Source organism: Nocardia sp. NPDC059228, assembly GCF_042754245.1.
Taxonomy (GTDB): Bacteria; Actinomycetota; Actinomycetes; order Mycobacteriales; family Mycobacteriaceae; genus Nocardia.
The window spans coordinates 308,567-324,778 of the sequence record NZ_JBHZAL010000004.1 but is presented as its reverse complement, the minus strand read 5'-3'; the positions used below and the strand labels follow the sequence as shown (position 1 = coordinate 324,778).

The 16,212-nt window shown below is 70.3% G+C and carries 16 protein-coding genes; 11 read left to right on the top strand and 5 right to left on the bottom strand.

The window, feature by feature from the left end:
• Nucleotides 1–115: 115 nt before the first annotated feature.
• Complete coding sequence (locus ACFXKA_RS09760; protein ID WP_379426838.1) at nt 116–619, bottom strand: MarR family winged helix-turn-helix transcriptional regulator; 504 nt, start codon at nt 617–619, stop codon at nt 116–118.
• Between the two features lie 109 nt (nt 620–728).
• Between ACFXKA_RS09760 and ACFXKA_RS09755 the strand changes: the two genes are divergently transcribed.
• From ACFXKA_RS09755 to ACFXKA_RS09745, 3 genes are all read left to right on the top strand, one after another.
• Nucleotides 729–2,159, top strand: coding sequence for an MFS transporter (locus ACFXKA_RS09755; protein ID WP_379426837.1), 1,431 nt, complete (start codon nt 729–731; stop codon nt 2,157–2,159).
• A 177-nt stretch (nt 2,160–2,336) separates the two neighbouring features.
• A complete protein-coding gene (locus ACFXKA_RS09750) occupies nt 2,337–2,933 on the top strand; it encodes a dihydrofolate reductase family protein (protein WP_379426836.1) in 597 nt (198 codons plus the stop codon).
• A 219-nt stretch (nt 2,934–3,152) separates the two neighbouring features.
• The gene (locus tag ACFXKA_RS09745) at nt 3,153–4,055 is read left to right on the top strand and encodes a S1C family serine protease (RefSeq protein ID WP_379426923.1); all 903 of its coding nucleotides are present in this window, start codon (nt 3,153–3,155) and stop codon (nt 4,053–4,055) included.
• A gap of 12 nt (nt 4,056–4,067) precedes the next feature.
• Here the strand turns inward: ACFXKA_RS09745 and ACFXKA_RS09740 are convergent, their stop codons facing one another.
• Complete coding sequence (locus tag ACFXKA_RS09740) at nt 4,068–4,337, bottom strand: helix-turn-helix transcriptional regulator (RefSeq protein ID WP_354832275.1); 270 nt, start codon at nt 4,335–4,337, stop codon at nt 4,068–4,070.
• A gap of 79 nt (nt 4,338–4,416) precedes the next feature.
• On the opposite strand from ACFXKA_RS09740, the gene map reads away from it, so the two are divergent.
• Entirely contained in the window at nt 4,417–5,184 is a 768-nt protein-coding gene (gene map / locus ACFXKA_RS09735; protein WP_379426835.1) for a type I methionyl aminopeptidase, read from the top strand.
• Nucleotides 5,185–5,434: 250 nt separating this feature from the next.
• On the top strand, nt 5,435–6,121 hold the full coding sequence (locus tag ACFXKA_RS09730) for a TetR/AcrR family transcriptional regulator (RefSeq protein ID WP_379426834.1): 687 nt from the start codon (nt 5,435–5,437) through the stop codon (nt 6,119–6,121).
• Here ACFXKA_RS09730 and ACFXKA_RS09725 read toward each other — a convergent pair.
• Entirely contained in the window at nt 6,118–6,711 is a 594-nt protein-coding gene (locus ACFXKA_RS09725) for a TetR/AcrR family transcriptional regulator (protein ID WP_379426833.1), read from the bottom strand. The genes ACFXKA_RS09730 and ACFXKA_RS09725 overlap by 4 nt on opposite strands.
• 93 nt (nt 6,712–6,804) lie before the next feature.
• Between ACFXKA_RS09725 and ACFXKA_RS09720 the strand changes: the two genes are divergently transcribed.
• Nucleotides 6,805–7,536 (top strand): alpha/beta fold hydrolase, encoded by a 732-nt coding sequence (locus ACFXKA_RS09720; RefSeq protein WP_379426832.1) that lies wholly within the window; start codon nt 6,805–6,807, stop codon nt 7,534–7,536.
• A 121-nt stretch (nt 7,537–7,657) separates the two neighbouring features.
• Entirely contained in the window at nt 7,658–8,038 is a 381-nt protein-coding gene (locus tag ACFXKA_RS09715) for a PPOX class F420-dependent oxidoreductase (protein ID WP_354832266.1), read from the top strand.
• Between the two features lie 243 nt (nt 8,039–8,281).
• Here the strand turns inward: ACFXKA_RS09715 and cobN are convergent, their stop codons facing one another.
• Nucleotides 8,282–11,917 carry a cobaltochelatase subunit CobN gene (cobN, locus tag ACFXKA_RS09710; protein ID WP_379426831.1) on the bottom strand — a complete coding sequence of 1,212 codons (3,636 nt, stop codon included), beginning with the start codon at nt 11,915–11,917 and terminating at the stop codon, nt 8,282–8,284.
• Between the two features lie 299 nt (nt 11,918–12,216).
• Between cobN and ACFXKA_RS09705 the strand changes: the two genes are divergently transcribed.
• The 3 genes from ACFXKA_RS09705 to ACFXKA_RS09695 all read left to right on the top strand — a co-directional run bounded on the left by ACFXKA_RS09705 (nt 12,217) and on the right by ACFXKA_RS09695 (nt 14,737).
• Nucleotides 12,217–12,471, top strand: coding sequence for a hypothetical protein (locus tag ACFXKA_RS09705; protein ID WP_379426830.1), 255 nt, complete (start codon nt 12,217–12,219; stop codon nt 12,469–12,471).
• Between the two features lie 264 nt (nt 12,472–12,735).
• Complete coding sequence (gene cobG / locus ACFXKA_RS09700) at nt 12,736–13,935, top strand: precorrin-3B synthase (RefSeq protein WP_379426829.1); 1,200 nt, start codon at nt 12,736–12,738, stop codon at nt 13,933–13,935.
• A 250-nt stretch (nt 13,936–14,185) separates the two neighbouring features.
• Nucleotides 14,186–14,737: a hypothetical protein gene (locus ACFXKA_RS09695; protein ID WP_354832258.1), complete on the top strand. Its 552-nt coding sequence runs from the start codon at nt 14,186–14,188 to the stop codon at nt 14,735–14,737.
• Here ACFXKA_RS09695 and ddaH read toward each other — a convergent pair.
• On the bottom strand, nt 14,706–15,578 hold the full coding sequence (gene ddaH / locus ACFXKA_RS09690; protein WP_379426828.1) for a dimethylargininase: 873 nt from the start codon (nt 15,576–15,578) through the stop codon (nt 14,706–14,708). The two genes, ACFXKA_RS09695 and ddaH, sit on opposite strands and share 32 nt — an antisense overlap.
• A gap of 152 nt (nt 15,579–15,730) precedes the next feature.
• Between ddaH and ACFXKA_RS09685 the strand changes: the two genes are divergently transcribed.
• Nucleotides 15,731–16,168 carry an Lrp/AsnC family transcriptional regulator gene (locus ACFXKA_RS09685; protein WP_354832254.1) on the top strand — a complete coding sequence of 146 codons (438 nt, stop codon included), beginning with the start codon at nt 15,731–15,733 and terminating at the stop codon, nt 16,166–16,168.
• Nucleotides 16,169–16,212: the final 44 nt, after the last annotated feature.

Genomic DNA, 16,212 nt, shown 5'->3' with positions numbered 1-16,212 from the left:
CCGGGCGTCCTCCCGCCGCCTCGCCCCTCGATCATGACGATTCCGGTGGCGCTTGCCAGCGGGTGAGCGCGCGTCACCGTGAGGCACGGTGCGCCGAGACCGTCGGCCGCCGTGGCTACTCCGCGTCGAGCCGGGCGGCCAGTGCGCGCTGGCGGGCGGTGGAGCCGCGCAGGAAGCGGATGACGGTTTCGAGTTCCTCGGTGCTGAAATCCTCGTAGTGCGAGTGGACTTCGCGGGCCCAGTCCTCGAACAGCGGCACCAGTTCGGTGTCGACCGGCTGCTCGCAGAGTTCGATCAGGATCCGGCGCTTGTCGGTGGGGTGCGGGACGCGGCGCAGGTAGCCGCGTCGTTCGAGCCGGTCCACCAGGCCGGTCACCGAGGCGGGGGCCAGGCCGCTGCGCTCGCCCAGTTCCTTGGCGGTCAGCGGGCCGTGCCGCTGGAGCAGGTCGATGGCCTTCATATCGGTCGCCCCCAGGCCCTGTTTGGCGGCGATGGCGCTGTGGAACATGACGGCGACCGTGCTGGAGTCGCGGCCGACATTGTCGAGCTCGCCGATCACCGCCGCGCGGCGCTCGTCCGTGCTGTCGCCGGACTCCCCCGGCTCGGTGGTGCTGGTCATGGCACGACTCTACCAAGTATTTCGTTCGCCCGAACGAACCTCTTGACGGACTCCAGCGTCGGTCATATTGTTTTGTTCGGCCGAACGAAATACTTTCCAGGAGTCCGACATGACCCTCACAACCCCCGCACCACCCGAGAACTCGCAGGTCATCCCGCATCCACGACGGTGGGCCGCGGCCGTGGTCATGATGGTGGCCGCGCTCATGGATCTGCTCGACGTCACCATCGTCAATGTCGCACTGCCCTCGATCGGGACCGATCTGCACGCCGCGGGCGATCAGTTGCAGTGGCTGGTGTCGGCGTATCTGCTCGGATTCGCGGCCAGCCTCATCGTGGCCGGTCACCTCGGCGACCGGTACGGTCGCAAGTTGCTGTTCCTGTGCGGCACCACCGCATTCGGGCTGGCGAGCCTGGCCTGCGGGCTGGCGCAGTCACCCGGCCAGCTGATCGGGGCCCGCGGGCTGGAGGGTGTGGCGGCGGCGCTCATCGTGCCGCAGGTGCTCGGCTCGTTCCGTACCCTGTTCGAGGGCAAGGAGCGGGGCGCGGTATTCGGAATGTACGGCGCCATCGCCGGTTTCGCCTCGGCCATCGGCCTGCTGCTCGGCGGTGTCCTGACCGACGCCGACCTGTTCGGCTGGGGCTGGCGGGCCATCTTCCTGGTGAACGTCCCGGTGGCGGTGGCCGTCGTGGTGCTGGGCGCGCTGCTGATTCCCGGCACCGGCGAACGCGGCGCGGCCCGCCCGGACCTGCTCGGCACGCTGGTACTGGCCGGCGGCCTGGTGGCCGTCGTGTACCCGCTGGTCCAGGGCGAGGCCAATGGCTGGCCGGTGTGGGGCTGGCTGTGCCTGGCCGCGGGTGTCGTGGCGCTGGCGGGACTGGCGCTGGCCGAGTCCCGGCGTCAGGCGACCGCGCCGCTGCTGCCGCTGCCGGTGTTCCGGCGTCCGGCCTTCTCGGTGGGTCTGCTCGTGCAGCTGCTGTTCTCGATCGGCATGCAGGGCTTCTTCCTGATCTTCGCGCTGTGGCTGCAGGCCGGCCAGGGCTACACCCCGATGCAGGCCGGTGTACTCACCGTCGCGTTCTCCGCGGGCGGATTCCTCACCGCACCACCCGCCGACGGCCTGGCCGTGAAATTCGGCCGCTGGGTGCTGCTGGCAGGCGCGCTGCTGATGGCGGGTGGTTTCGGCTGGGTCGGTTACGCCGTCGACCACGCCGCCGCCCACCACACCGGGGCCTGGCCGCTGGTGCCGGGACTGCTGCTCGCGGGTGCCGGCCTCGGGTTCCTGGTGGTGCCGCTGGCGAACGTGGTGCTGTCCGCGGTGCCCGCCGAGACCGCGAGCGCCGGATCCGGAATCCTCTCCACCGCACAGCAATTCGGTGGCGCGCTGGGTGTCGCGGTGATCGGCACGGTGTTCTTCCACCACAGCTCCGCGGGCCCGGCCGAGGGCTTCCACGCCGCCGCGCCCTGGATCGTGGCCGCCATGCTCGGGTGCGCGGCGCTGTGCGTGCTGCTGCCCCGGCATGCCACCCGCCACGACTGAACGGCGTGGCGGTGGCCCGACCGCGCGCGGTCGGCGCGTGCACCGGTCCGGTTCCGCGCCATGGTTTCCCGGCAACTTCTCGGGGGCATGAACGATGATTTGCCGATATCGGCTCCGACTTCATCGCAGAGACGGCAATCCCCCGCCGCTTCGTCCCACCCATGAAGGAGTTCGGCAATGAGCAAGGTAGTCACCGGCGCGAGCATGTCCCTCGACGGATACATCGCGGGCCCGGGCGAAACCGGATTCGAGCACCTGTTCGCCTGGTACCAGAGCGGCGACGTCCCGATCCCCAGCACCCACCCCGAGATCCCGTTCAACCTGACCCGCGAAGACGCCGCGTATCTGCGGGCCTGGCTCGACGGGGTCGGCGTCTACATCGTCGGCAAGCGCCTGTTCACCCTGACCGACGGCTGGGGCGGCGTGCACCCGGCGGACAAGCCCATCGTGGTGGTCACCCACACCGTGCCCGACGAGTGGGTCGCCGACCATCCCGATGCGCCCTTCACCTTCGTCACCGGCGGTGTGAAGGAGGCCGTGGAGGTCGCGCGCGGCATCGCCGGCGCGAAGATGGTGGGCGTCAGCGGCGGCAATGTGGCCCGCCAGTGCCTGGAACAGGGCCTGCTGGACGAGATCTGGGTCGATATCGTGCCGGTGCTGCTCGGCGGCGGCGTCCCGCTGCTGGGTGAACTCTCCAACGCGCCGGTGCTGCTGGAGGATCCCGAAATCGTCGCCGGCACCCGGGTCACCCACCTGAAGTACCGCCTCCGCTGAGGCCCTGACCTCGGCCTGCCCGAAGTGTGGTTGCGCTGTCGGCGAACCGGTTGTCGTGACGATGGTTTCGCGCGCATCCTGGGATTGAGGCAACGTAATCATGTAATCGGGATGGTGGTCGTCGTGGACGACGAAGCTGCCCTCTCGTCGATGGACGAGAACGCGAACTCAGCGGCATCGACCCCGCAGCCCGGCTTCGGGACCCCCGACGCCGCGGCGATGGACGCCTACTCGCGCACGGTGATCGCGGTCGCCAAATCGGTGACACCGCACGTCGCCAGCGTGCAGACCCGCCGCGGCGGGGGCTCGGCGGTGGTCTTCACCGACGACGGCTTCCTGCTCACCAACGCGCACGTGGTGGGGGAGGCGGCCGAGGGCACCGTGGTGTTCGCCGACGGGCTGGAATCGAGATTCGATGTGGTGGGTGTGGATCCGCTCTCGGACCTGGCGGTGCTGCGCGCCCGCGGCGGCGCACCGACCGCGGTGACGCTGGGCGACGCCGACACCCTGGTGGTGGGCCAGCTGGTGGTCGCGGTGGGCAGTCCGCTCGGGCTGGCCGGGTCGGTGACGGCGGGCGTGGTGAGCGCGCTGGGCCGGTCGGTGCCGGTGGGCAATCGCCGCGCCGCCCGCGTGATCGAGGACGTGATCCAGACCGACGCCGCCCTCAACCCCGGCAATTCCGGTGGGGCGCTGGCGGATTCGGCGGGCCGGGTGGTGGGGATCAATACCGCGGTCGCCGGCATCGGCCTGGGCCTGGCCATTCCGATCAATGCCACCACCCGCCGCATCATCAGCACCCTGCTCGCCGAGGGCCGGGTCCGGCGCGCCTACCTGGGAGTGGTCGGGGTGCCCGCACCGCTGCCCACCGCCGTGGCCGCCCGCACCGGGCAGGACGCCGGGCTGCGCATCGTCGAGGTGGTGCACGGCGGCCCGGCCGAGCGCGCCGGACTGCGGCGCGGGGATCTGATGCTCAGCATCGCGCGCACCGAAATCCGTGACGCCCAGGGGATTCAGCGGCAGCTGTTCGCTGATGCCATCGGCCGCTCGCTGCCGGTGACGGTGCTGCGCAACGGCGCGATGGTGGATGTCATCGCGGTGCCGGTGGAACTGACCGCCGACTGAGTCGGCCCGCAGTCACGATGCCGAGCGCTGGTCCGCGTGGCCCGGCTGCCAGATCTCGGCGAGCTCGTCGAGCGGGATGTCCAGTGCGCGGCTCAGGGCCACCACGGTCCCGAACGCCGGGGTGGGCAGCCGGCCCGATTCGATCTTCCGCAGCGTCTCCGGTGAAATACCCGCGCTCGCGGCGACCTCCAGCAGCTCCCGGCCGCCACGGGCGGCACGCAGCGCGGCGCCCAGGCGCCGACCGGCTTCCAGCTGGGCGGGGGTGAGGGGCAGTCGGACCATGCCCGCCACCCTACGGTTGGTATTTAAATACCGCAACCCGCTATGGTCGGTATAAAAATACCGAAACGAGGAGGTTGTCATGGTGGAGCTCAAGAGCCCGGCCGAGATCGAACGCATGCGGGTGACCGGGCAGTTCGTGGCCGGAGTGCTGAGCGAACTGCGGGAGAAGGCGCAGATCGGGGTGAATCTGCTGGAACTGGAGGCCGTGGTGCGCGACCGCATCCGCGAGCGCGGCGCGGTCTCCTGCTACTGGGACTACTCCCCCTCGTTCGGGCGCGGCCCGTTCCGCAACACCGTCTGCCTCTCGGTCAATGACGCTGTGCTGCACGGACTTCCGTTCGACTACACGCTGCGCGACGGCGACGTGCTGAGCATGGATCTGGCGGTGAGCATCGACGGCTGGGTCGCCGACTCCGCGGTCACCACGATCGTCGGCGCCCCCGATCCGGAGGACGCGCGCCTGGTCCGCGCCACCGAACAGGCCCTCGACGCGGCCATCGCGGCGGCGCGGCCCGGCAACACCATCGGCGACCTGTCGGCGGCCATCGCACAGGTCGCCCGCGCCGGCGGCTACCCGATCAACACCGAATTCGGCGGTCACGGCCTGGGCCGCACCATGCACGAGGACCCCCACGTACCCAACGACGGCCGCGCCGGGCGCGGCTTCCGGCTGCGCCCCGGCCTCACCCTCGCCATCGAACCCTGGTTCGCGCGCGGCACCGACCGCATCGTCACCGACCCGGACGGCTGGACCCTGCGCTCGGCCGACGGTTCGCGCACCGCGCACTCCGAGCACACGATCGCGATCACCGACGCGGGCGCGCAGGTCCTCACCCGCGTGGCGTGACGGGTCCGGCCTGGGCACGGAAACCCGGACGGCACGTCGGGTTTCCGCGCCCGGCCGCGTGACGGGGATCGACGTCCGGGCTACGCGGATGCCCGGCGGATCCCGGCGTCACGGTCTCGGGGCCGCGCCGGACTAAGCGTCCGCTTAGTCTACATGTGACCGGAGCCCCGTCACCCCCACCCCACCGGCCGGGCGGCCCTCGCGCCCGGCCGGTGATCGGGTGAAACACTCTCTGGGAGATACTCATTCGATGGGTAACGACGACATCGCGCCGATCACCGGGAACGGCATCCGCGACACCGCCGCCGACGGCTCTCGTGACACCGCCGCGGTGGCGCACCTGGAGCTCACCCAGCGCCGCTTCCCCGAGGGCCAGCGGCGGATCTTCCTGGCCGCCATCGACGCCTTCGCCGAGCGCGGCTTCCACGCCACCACCACCCGCGACATCGCCGCCCGCGCCGGGCTGAGCCCCGCGGGCCTGTACGTGCACTTCGGCTCCAAAGAGGAAGTGCTCTACCGCATCTCGCTGTCGTCCATGCGCCTGACCCATCAGGTCGCGGTGGCCGCGTCCGCCGGTTCCGGCAGCGCCGCCGACCATCTCAGCGCCGTGGTACGCGATCTCACCGTCTGGCATGCCGAGCACGCCGCCTCGGTGCGTGTGGTCCTGCACCACATGACCGACCTGACCCCCGAGCACCGCTCCGAGGTCGTCGACCTCCAGGTCGCCATTCACCGCCTGGTCCGCGATCTCGTGAGCCAGGGCCTCGCCGACGACGTCTTCGACGTCACCGACACCAATGCCGTCACGCTGGCGCTGATGTCGCTGTGTGTGGACACCGCGCGCTGGTACCAGAGGGACTACCGCCGCTCTCCCGAGGAGATCGGCGCCGACTACGCGGCGCTCGCGCTGCGGATGGTCGGGGCGAATCCCGCCTAGCCCGCCCGGCCGGCCGCGGGTAGGCCATTCATCACCAGATCGACTGCGCCGCTGAGATATTCGGGCGTCAGCGGCTCGCCGCGCAGCAGCAGCCGGAACCAGATCGCGCCGGCGAGCAGGTCCATGATCGCCGCCGGATCGCAGGTCGCGGCCAGTTCGCCCCGGGCCACCGCGCGCTGGAACACCGGCTGTTCGCGGCCGAGCCGGTCAGCGAAGAACGACGCCCCGACCGCTGCCAGGTGCGGGCGCGCGGGGGCGGCCGCCAGCACGGCGATCGCGATGGGTGCGGTCGCCTCGGCGGTCAGCAGCCCCGCGATCGCCTGCGCGAGCGCCAGCAGATCGCCCCGCAGGCCGCCGGTGTCCGGCACCGGGAAGGCCAGTACGTCGGAGTCGATGAGCGCCGCGGCCAGCAGCGCGTCCTTGGCCGGCCACCACCGGTACAGCGTCGTCTTGTTCACCCCCGACCGTTCGGCCACCGCCTCCATCGTCAGCCCGTCGTAACCCTTGGCCGCCAGCAGGTCCAGGGTCGCCCCGAAAATCGCCTCGGCCTGTCGCGGCCTGCCCGCCGATCGCCGTCCCGGTGTCGTCACTCCCCCAAAATACAACACAACGTTGCGTTGCATTTCCGGCACTGCTTTCATGGAAACGCAACGCAGCGTTGCATTTCGATTCGGGAGGTAGTCATGACGAGAACGCCGGTCCTGCTGGTCCACGGCATTCGGCTGAGCAGCACCTGCTGGGTGGAGGTGGGCGAGCATCTCACCCCGCAGCGCCCGGTCCTGGCGATCGATCTACCCGGCCACGGCACCCGCCGCGGTGAGCGCTTCACGCTGCCGGGCGCGGTCGAGGCCGTGCGCGCGGGTCTCGATCGACTCGGCGGACCCGCACTGGTCGTCGGTCATTCCCTGGGCGGCCTCACCACCATCGCGGCCGCGGCGGGCCATCCGGACCAGGTAGCGGGCGTGATGCTCGCCGGCGCCACCCTGGTCCCGGGGCCCGCACTGGCGACCCCGTTCCAGCTCATGCATCGCGTCCTGTCGTCCCGGCCCGACGGCGGACAGGCCCTCAGCGAGAAGGTCTTCGACCGTGCGGTGCCACCCCGGGTGGCCACGGCGATCGCCCGCGGAGGCATCGCCACCGAGGTGATTCCGGATGTGCTCGCCGCCGTATCCGGTTTCGATCCGGTTGCCGCACTGGCGACCTACCCGGGCCCGGTGCGCCTGATCAACGGCGGTCACGACCACTTCCGCCTGGGCGAACAGCGTTTCGTGCGTGCCTGCGCGAACGGCCGGCTCCTGATCGTGCCGCGCGCGGGCCACTATCTGCCGCTCACGCATGCCGTGACGTTCGCCGACCTGGTCGCGGATTTCGCGGCAGCGCACGACGCCGCCCGCGAGATCGCCTCCTCGCACTAGGCGCCGAGCGGGTCGGCCCTCGCCGGTCGGTTCGCGACCCACGGAACGGACCCGGCCGGGATCCCGCCCCCGACACGGCGCGTGGTCCGCGTCGCCCGCCGGTTCCGGATAGGCTGCGGAGGTGGACAACCCGTTCGGGCCCGTGGGCACCGCGAACTACGTCAATCTCGTCACCTATAAGAAGGACGGCACGCCGGTCGGCACGCCCGTGTGGGCTGCGCTCGACAATGGCCGCCTCTACGTCTGGACCGTCACCGACAGCTGGAAGGTCAAGCGTGTCCGCCGCAATCCCGAGGTCACGGTGCAGGCGTGCGATCTGCGCGGCAAGACCCGCGGCGAGATCGTGAAGGGCAGCGCGACCGTGCTCGACGCGGCCGGCACCGAGCGGGTGCGCGATCTCATCAAGCGCCGCTACGGCATTCAGGGCTGGCTGGGCATCACCCTGAGCAAGGTGCGTCGCGGCAGCGCGGGCACCATCGGCATCGAAATCGTTCCGGCGTAACGGTATTCGCGCACGGCGCGGCCGCCGGACCGGCGGGCCCGGGCCCGGCGCCGGGGGGGTTTACACCCCCGGGCGGGCACGGGGTGGTCCCCGGCGATGATCGCGCCGAGGAGTCCGCCGATACCGCAGCCGACAATGGTCAGGCTGAAGGGCAGGGAAGACCGAGGTGCCGGGGTTGTCCGCCCTTGTCCTGCGCGTCACCCCGGCCTGCCGCGACCGATCGAACAGACCGGTCGAATTCGATTACTCCAGTTCGCCTTCGGTCTCCAGATAGATCTGCCGCAGCCGATCCAGGGTGTCGGTCTCGGGCTGTTCCCAGAGTTTCCGCTCCGCCGCCTCCAGCAAGCGCTCCGCAATACCGTGCAGCGCCCAGGGATTCGACTGCTCCATGAACTTCCGATTGGTCTCGTCGAAAACATAGGATTCCGCGAGCTTTTCGTACATCCAGTCGGCGACCACATTCGTGGTGGCATCGTAGCCGAACAGATAGTCGACGGTGGCGGCCATTTCGAACGCGCCCTTGTAACCATGCCGCCGCATGGCCTCGAGCCAGCGCGGATTCACCACGCGCGCCCGGAACACCCGGGTGGTCTCCTCGGACAGGGTGCGGGTGCGCACCGCGTCCGGGCGGGTGCTGTCGCCGATGTAGGCCTCGGGATTCTTGCCGGTCAGCGCACGCACCGCCGCGACCATGCCGCCGTGGTACTGGAAATAGTCGTCGGAGTCGGCGATGTCGTGCTCGCGGGTGTCGGTGTTCTTGGCCGCCACCGCGATTCGCCGATACGCCGTCCGCATGTCGTCCGCGGCGGGCGCGCCGTCCAGGTCGCGGCCGTAGGCGAAACCGCCCCAGGCCGTGTACACCTGCGCCAGATCATCATCGGTGCGCCAGCTCTTGGAGTCGATGAGCTGCAGCAGGCCCGCACCGTAGGTGCCCGGCTTGGAGCCGAAAATCCGTGTGGTGGCCCGGCGTTCGTCTCCGTGCTCGGCCAGGTCGGCCCGGGCGTGGGCACGGACATAGTTGGATTCGGCGGGCTCGTCGAGCTCGGCCACCAATCGCACCGCGTCGTCCAGCAGCGCGAGCACGTGCGGGAAGGCGTCACGGAAGAAGCCGCTGATGCGCACGGTCACGTCGATGCGCGGCCGGCCCAGCTCCGCGAGCGAGACGGCCTCGAGCCGGGTGACGCGGCGGCTGGCCTCGTCCCACACCGGCCGCACGCCCAGCAGCGCGAACACCTCGGCGATATCGTCGCCGGAGGTGCGCATGGCCGAGGTGCCCCACACCGACAGGCCCACCGAGCGCGGGTACTCGCCGTGGTCGGCCAGGTACCGTGCGAGCAGCGAATCCGCCATGGCCTGACCGGTTTCCCAGGCCAGCCGCGACGGCACCGCTTTGGGGTCGACCGAGTAGAAGTTGCGACCGGTCGGCAGCACATTGATCAGGCCGCGCAGCGGCGATCCGCTCGGCCCGGCCGGAATGAAGCCGCCATTGAGCGCGTGCAGGATTCGCGAGATCTCGACGCCGGTCTGCCGCAGTCGCGGCACCACCTCGGTCGCCGCGAACCCCAGCACCTTGCGCACCTCGGTCAGGCGGGCCGGGACCTCGGTGATCCCGGCCGCGTCGGCGAGCTCGCTGCCCAGCAGGGTCTCGCTCACCGCGTCGATGGAGTCGACATCCCAGTCGACCTCCTGCATGGTCAGCACCAGTTCGCGCGCCAGCTTCTCGAACGCGTCCACCCGTTCGCGGGCTTCGTCCCCGGATTCGCTGAGCCCCAGCGCTTCTCGCAGCCCCGGGACATTGACCTCGCCGCCCCACAGCTGGCGGGCGCGCAGCATGGCCAGCACCAGGTCGACCTCGGCCTCCCCCGCCGGGGCCTGGCCGAGAATGTGCAGGCCGTCGCGGATCTGCACGTCCTTGATCTCGCACAGCCAGCCGTCGACGTGCAGCAGCATGTCGTCGAAGGATTCCTCGTCCGGCCGCTCGGTCAGCCCCAGATCGTGATCCATCTTGGCCGCGCGCATGAGCGTCCAGATCTGCTGGCGGATGGCCGGCAGCTTGGCCGGGTCGAGCGCGGAGATATTGGCGTGTTCGTCGAGCAGCTGCTCCAGACGCGAGATGTCGCCGTAGGTTTCGGCGCGCGCCATGGGCGGGATCAGGTGGTCGACCAGGGTGGCGTGGGCGCGGCGCTTGGCCTGGGTGCCCTCGCCCGGGTCGTTCACCAGGAACGGGTAGATCAGCGGCAGGTCGCCGAGGGCGGCATCGGTGCCGCACGAGGCCGACATGCCGAGGGTCTTGCCCGGCAGCCACTCCAGATTGCCGTGCTTGCCCAGGTGCACCACGGCGTCGGCGGCGAAGCCCTCCGGCGCGGCCAGCCAGCGATAGGCGGCCAGGTAGTGGTGGCTCGGCGGCAGATCCGGGTCGTGATAGATGGCCACCGGGTTCTCCCCGAACCCGCGCGGCGGCTGCACGATCAGCACCACATTGCCGAAACGCAGTGCGGCGATGACGATCTCGCCCTCCGGGTCCGCGGACCGGTCGACATAGAGCTCGCCCGGCGGCGGTCCCCACGCCTCGATCACGGCCGCGCGCAGATCCTCCGGCAGCGTCTCGAACCACCGCGTGTACAGGTCGGCGCCGATGCGAATCGGGTTGCCCTCCAGCTGTTCGGCGCTCAGCCAGTCCGGATCCTGGCCGCCCGCGGCGATGAGCGCGTGGATCAGCGCGTCACCATCGGCCTCTTCCAGACCCGGGATCTCCCCCGTCGCGCCGAGGTCGTAACCGGCGAGCCGCATTTCGGTGAGCAGCCGGATGGCGCTGGCAGGCGTGTCCAGGCCGACCGCATTGCCGATCCGGGCATGCTTGGTCGGATACGCCGAGAGCACCAGGGCGACCTTCTTCCGGTCCGCCGGAATGTGCCGCAGCCGCGCATATCGCACCGCGATGCCCGCCACCCGCGCCGCACGCTCGGGATCGGGCACATACGTCGACAGCCCGTCGGCGTCGAATTCCTTGAACGAGAACGGCACCGTGATGATCCGCCCGTCGAACTCCGGCACCGCCACCTGCGTGGCCACATCCAGCGGGGACAGGCCGTCGTCATTGGCCTCCCACTGCTCGCGGCCGCTGGTCAGGCACAGGCCCTGCAGGATCGGCACATCCAGATCCGCGAGCGCGCCCACATCCCACGCCTCGTCGTCGCCGCCCGCCGACGCGGTCGCGGGCTTGGTGCCGCCGGCCGCGAGCACCGTCACCACGAGCGCGTCGGCCGTGCGCAGTTCGGCCAGCAGTTCCGGTTCCGCGGTGCGCAGCGAGGCGCAGTACACCGGCAGCGCCCGCGCGCCCTTGTCCTCGATGGCCGAGCACAGCGCGTCGATGTAGCCGGTGTTCCCGGCCAGATGCTGGGCACGGTAGTAGACCACCGCCACCGTCGGGGCGTCCGCCGCGACCGGGCGCGAATCCCGTTCCAGCGCACCCCAGCTCGGCATCTCCACCGGCGGCTCGAAGCCGTGCCCGGTGAGCAGCACCGTGTCGGACAGGAAGTTGTGCAGTTGCAGCAGGTTTCGCGGGCCGCCCGCCGCCAGGTAGTTGTGGGCGTCGGCGGCCACGCCGCCCGGCACCGTGGAGCACTCCATGAGCTCGGCATCCGGCGCGATCTCACCGCCGAGGGCGACCAGCGGAATCCCGCTGGCGCGCACCGCCTCCAGCCCCGGCTCCCAGGCGCGTTTGCCGCCGAGGATGCGCACGATCACCAGCTCGGCGCCGTCGAGCAGGGCGGGCAGGTCCGCCGGCAGCAGGCGCGCGGGATTGGCGAGCCGATACTCGGCGCCGCTCGCACGCGCGCTCAGCAGGTCGGTATCGGAGGTGGACAGCAGCAGGATCACAGGTTTCAGGCCTTCCTAGGGTGACGCGCCCAGCACGGTTCGGCGCCCGCCGGGAAGGTCTGACTGTCACAGTGGCGCGACCGCACCGGAATTGCACCGGATTCTTCCGTTCGACGAGCTCGCCGATGCTATCGCGCCGACTGCGGAGGGTCGGTATCGCGCCCGGATCACAGTGCGGCAAAGGCTCCTCCGAGCTCCTTCGAGACCAACTGGGCGGCGCGTACGCTGCGCGTATGCCAACCACTCCAGGATGGGTCAGGCGGAACCGCTTTGCTGCCTGGTCGGGATACTTTTGCGTATTGGTTGCCTTCGCAACGCTGGCCATGGCCCTCACGGCCGCCGGCACCGGTCACACCGAGTGGGCCATGCTCGCCGGCATCGTCTGCGCCGCGACCGCCCTGTTCGGCATCACGGTCATGACCACCACCGTCCACCGCGACCACGTCGACCACCACAACGTCCCGAGCCTCCTGAACGACACCTGGGAATCCACTCCCGCCTTCGCCCGTCGCCGTGGCGCCCCCAGGGCCATCGAACCCCACCGCATGCGCTGACCCACCGGACCTTCCACCACGATTCCGGGGCCCACGCCCCGGAATCTTTCTGTCCGGGGCCAGCGCTCCGCGCCGCGATCATCCCCTCCTTGAAAGACCAACTGCGGCTCCATGATCCATGCTCTCGGTTCGTTACGGACCGACGCGCGCGTGACACATGCTCAGATCGCAATATCTCTAGATGTGGATACTTACGGGGCTGATCCGTCCCGTTCCCGGCCCGTAGGTGCCCGACCTCGGCATCCTCCGTAGGCTGGGGGCGTCATGACGCGAACCGATCCCGATTCCTGCCCGGGTGTGCTGCGCCTGCACCAAGCGGCCGATGGTCCCCTCGCTCGCATCCGGGTGCCGGGCGGGCACCTCTCCCCCGGCCAGGTGCAGGCCCTGGCCGCCGCGGCCGTCGATCTCAGCGACGGCAATATCGAGCTCACCTCCCGCGGCAATGTGCAGTTCCGGCAGGTGCGGGATGCGGCCGCGCTCACCGAGCGGCTGACCGACGCGGGCCTGCTACCCAGCTCGACGCATGAGCGGGTGCGGAACATCGTCGCCTCGCCGCTGTCCGGGCGCGTCGGCGGGTGGACCGATGTGCATCCCCTGGTGCCGGCGCTCGACGATGGTTTGCAGGCGCATCCGCGACTGGCCGACCTGCCCGGCCGGGTGCTGTTCACCCTCGACGACGGTCGCGGCGATGTCAGCGAACTGGGTGGGGATATCGGTGTGCACGCGCTCGACGAGAACACCTACGCACTCCTGTTGGCAGGCAAGGACTCCGGTATCCGCGTATCCCCTGCCGACGCGGTGGATCTCATGCTCGCCGCAGCGCACGGTTTCCTGGAGCTGCGCGACGGCCAGTGGCGGTTGCACGAGATCCCGGACGGCAGCGCCCGACTGACCGATCACCTGCTGACCGCCCGGCCCGGCCTCGACGCGTCCGGCGACCTCCTCGAACTGCCGGTGCGCCAGGACATTCCGATCGGCTGGCTGAATCAGGACGACGACCGGGTCGCGCTCGGCGCCGGCGTGCGCCTCGGCTCGCTGCCCGCCCGCACCGCCGAATTCATCGCCGCCGTCGAGCGTCCCGTGTTCCTGACCCCGTGGCGCAGCCTGGTCCTCACCGATCTCGACGAATGGACGGCCGAGCAGGTGGTCCGCGTCCTCGCCCCCATGGGCCTGATCTTCGACGCCAACTCCCCCTGGCTGCTGGTCAGCGCCTGTGCCGGCCGCCCCGGCTGCGCCAAGTCGCTCACCGACGTCCGCGCCGACGCCACCGACGCCGTGGACACCGGCCGTGTAGTCCTCACCGGCGCACCACAATTCGCGCGCGAAGGCCTCGACGCCGATGACATCGTCACCGCGGGCCGCCAGCACTGGTCCGGCTGCGACCGCCGTTGCGGCCGCCCCAAGGGCGCCGTCACCGACATCATCGCCACGACCGACGGCTACCGCATCCTCCCGTCCCCATAGGCCGAGGGCGTCGTCACCGAGTACGAACCCGCGTCTGTCCCCCGCCAGGCCCGCCCGCGACACCGGTCAACCCCGTCGGCCGCCCTGGCAACGCACCTGCCGTGCCAGGCCATTCGCACTGCCCCGGCGGGCAGCCGCCCAGGCCGCACTACCACGAAGTCCCCGCTGGGCATGCCGCCGCAGGTTATCGCGCCTGCTGGTGCACAGTGGGTCCTAGAACAGCGGCGAGCATCGGAGACGGGAGGCGGTCATGGCTGTGCCGGAGCTCAGCGATGAAGAGATCGCGGCGATGTCGGACGATGAGCGGCGGGAGCTGATCGGGCGTTTGCGGCTGCCGCCCGAGCGGTTGCTGCCGCGGCCCGAGGTGGTGCGGGTGCATCGGCGGGTTCGGTTGGCGCTCATGGTCGGCGGCTGTCTCGCGCTGATCCCGTGGATCGTCTACCTGGGGTTCTCACTGCCGGCGGAGTATCACGCGCAGAACTGGTCACTGGCCTGGATCGGGTTCGACATCGCGTTGGTGCTGATGATGGCGACCACCGCCTACCTGGGCTGGAAGCGGCGCGTGGTGCTGCTGCTCCCCGCCTTCGGCACCGGATTGCTGCTGCTGGTGGACGCCTGGTTCGACATCGTGACCGCCGATGCCCGGGACGTGTGGGTGTCGGCGGGCACGGCGATCCTCGGTGAGATCCCGCTGGCGCTGTTGCAGATCACCGGTGCGATCCTGCTGCTGCGCTTCCTGATCCTGGCGCACCCGCTGCACGATCCGGCGGTCAGTCCGTTCCGGACCCGGCTGCCGTTCTGACCCGGTGCAATTCGAGCGTGCAGCACTTCACGCTGCCGCCGGACTTGAGCAACTCCGACAGGTCGATCCCGATCGGCTGGTAGCCGCGGGCCCGCAGCTGCTCGGCCAGGCCGACGGCCTTCTCGCTGAGGAAGACGTGGTAGCCGTCGCAGACGCCGTTGAGGCCCAGCACATTCGCGTCCTCCTCGTCGGCGATGAGGGCGTCCGGGTACAGGCCGGCCAGCAGCCGGGCGCTGGGCCCGCTGAAGGCGCCCGGGTAGTAGGCGATGGTGTCGCCGAGCACCATGAGCGCGGTGTCGAGGTGATAGAACCGCGGATCCACCAGATCCAGCGAGACGACCGGTAGTCCGAAGAACTCCGCCACCTCCTCGTGCGCGCCGGGGGCGCTGCGGAATCCGGTCCCGGCGAGGATCCGGTCGGCGGCGATGGCGAAATCGCCTTCGCCCTCATTGGTTTCACGGGCGGCGGCCACCGTGGCGAATCCGCGGGCCGCCATCCACGCGTGGAAGGCCGGACCTTCCTGTGCGCGTTCGGGATTGGCGAAACGGGCCGAGAGCGCCCGGTCCCCGATGACGAGTCCGCCATTGGCGGCGAACACCATATCGGGCAGTCCGGCAATCGGTTCGATGACCTCGACCCGATGCCCGTGCGCCTCGTAGGCGGCGCGCAGCCCGTCCCACTGGGCCAGGGCCAGGGTGCGGTTCACCGGGTCGGAGGTGTCCATCCACGGATTGATGGCGTAGGTGACGTCGAAGTGTTCCGGGCGGCACATGAGATAACGGCGGGGAACGGGTCGGCGGGCGGCGGGATCACGGGCGGGCAGCGTGGCTACGGACGTCAACGAGACTCCCTCGGAAGCGGCGCGGACGGGGCTGATCTGAAGGTAGGTGGCGTACCGTTGTGCTCGAAATAGCGAATCGTTGCGCGAATCTCTGGATTGGCGGCGATTCATTGCGTGCCACCCATGCGTGCGCATGATTGCGAAGGGGGAGCATGGACGAGCTGGACCGGCAGATCCTGGCACATCTGCTCAGGCACGCGCGCGCCTCGTTCCAGGACATCGGCTCCGAGATCGGCCTGTCCGCGCCCGCGGTCAAGCGGCGGGTCGACAAGATGGTGGCGGGCGGGCAGATCACCGGTTTCACCGCGGTGGTGAACCCGGCCGCGCTGGGGTGGCGCACCGAGGCGTATGTCGAAGTCTTCTACCGCGACAACATCTCCCCCGCCGAACTGCGCCGCAGCCTCGAACCCATTCCGCAGGTGGTCGGGGTGTGGACGATCGCCGGTGAGGCCGATGCCCTGGTGCACGTGATGGCCACCGATATGGCCGAGATCGAGGCGACCGTCGAGCGTATTCGCGAGAACGCGCGGGTCGGGCGCACCCGCAGCAATATCGTCATGTCCCGGCTGCTCGAACGGCCCCGCACGTGATCCGGCCCGGTCGCGAACGGTCCACTGTGCCAGCTGAACCCCGT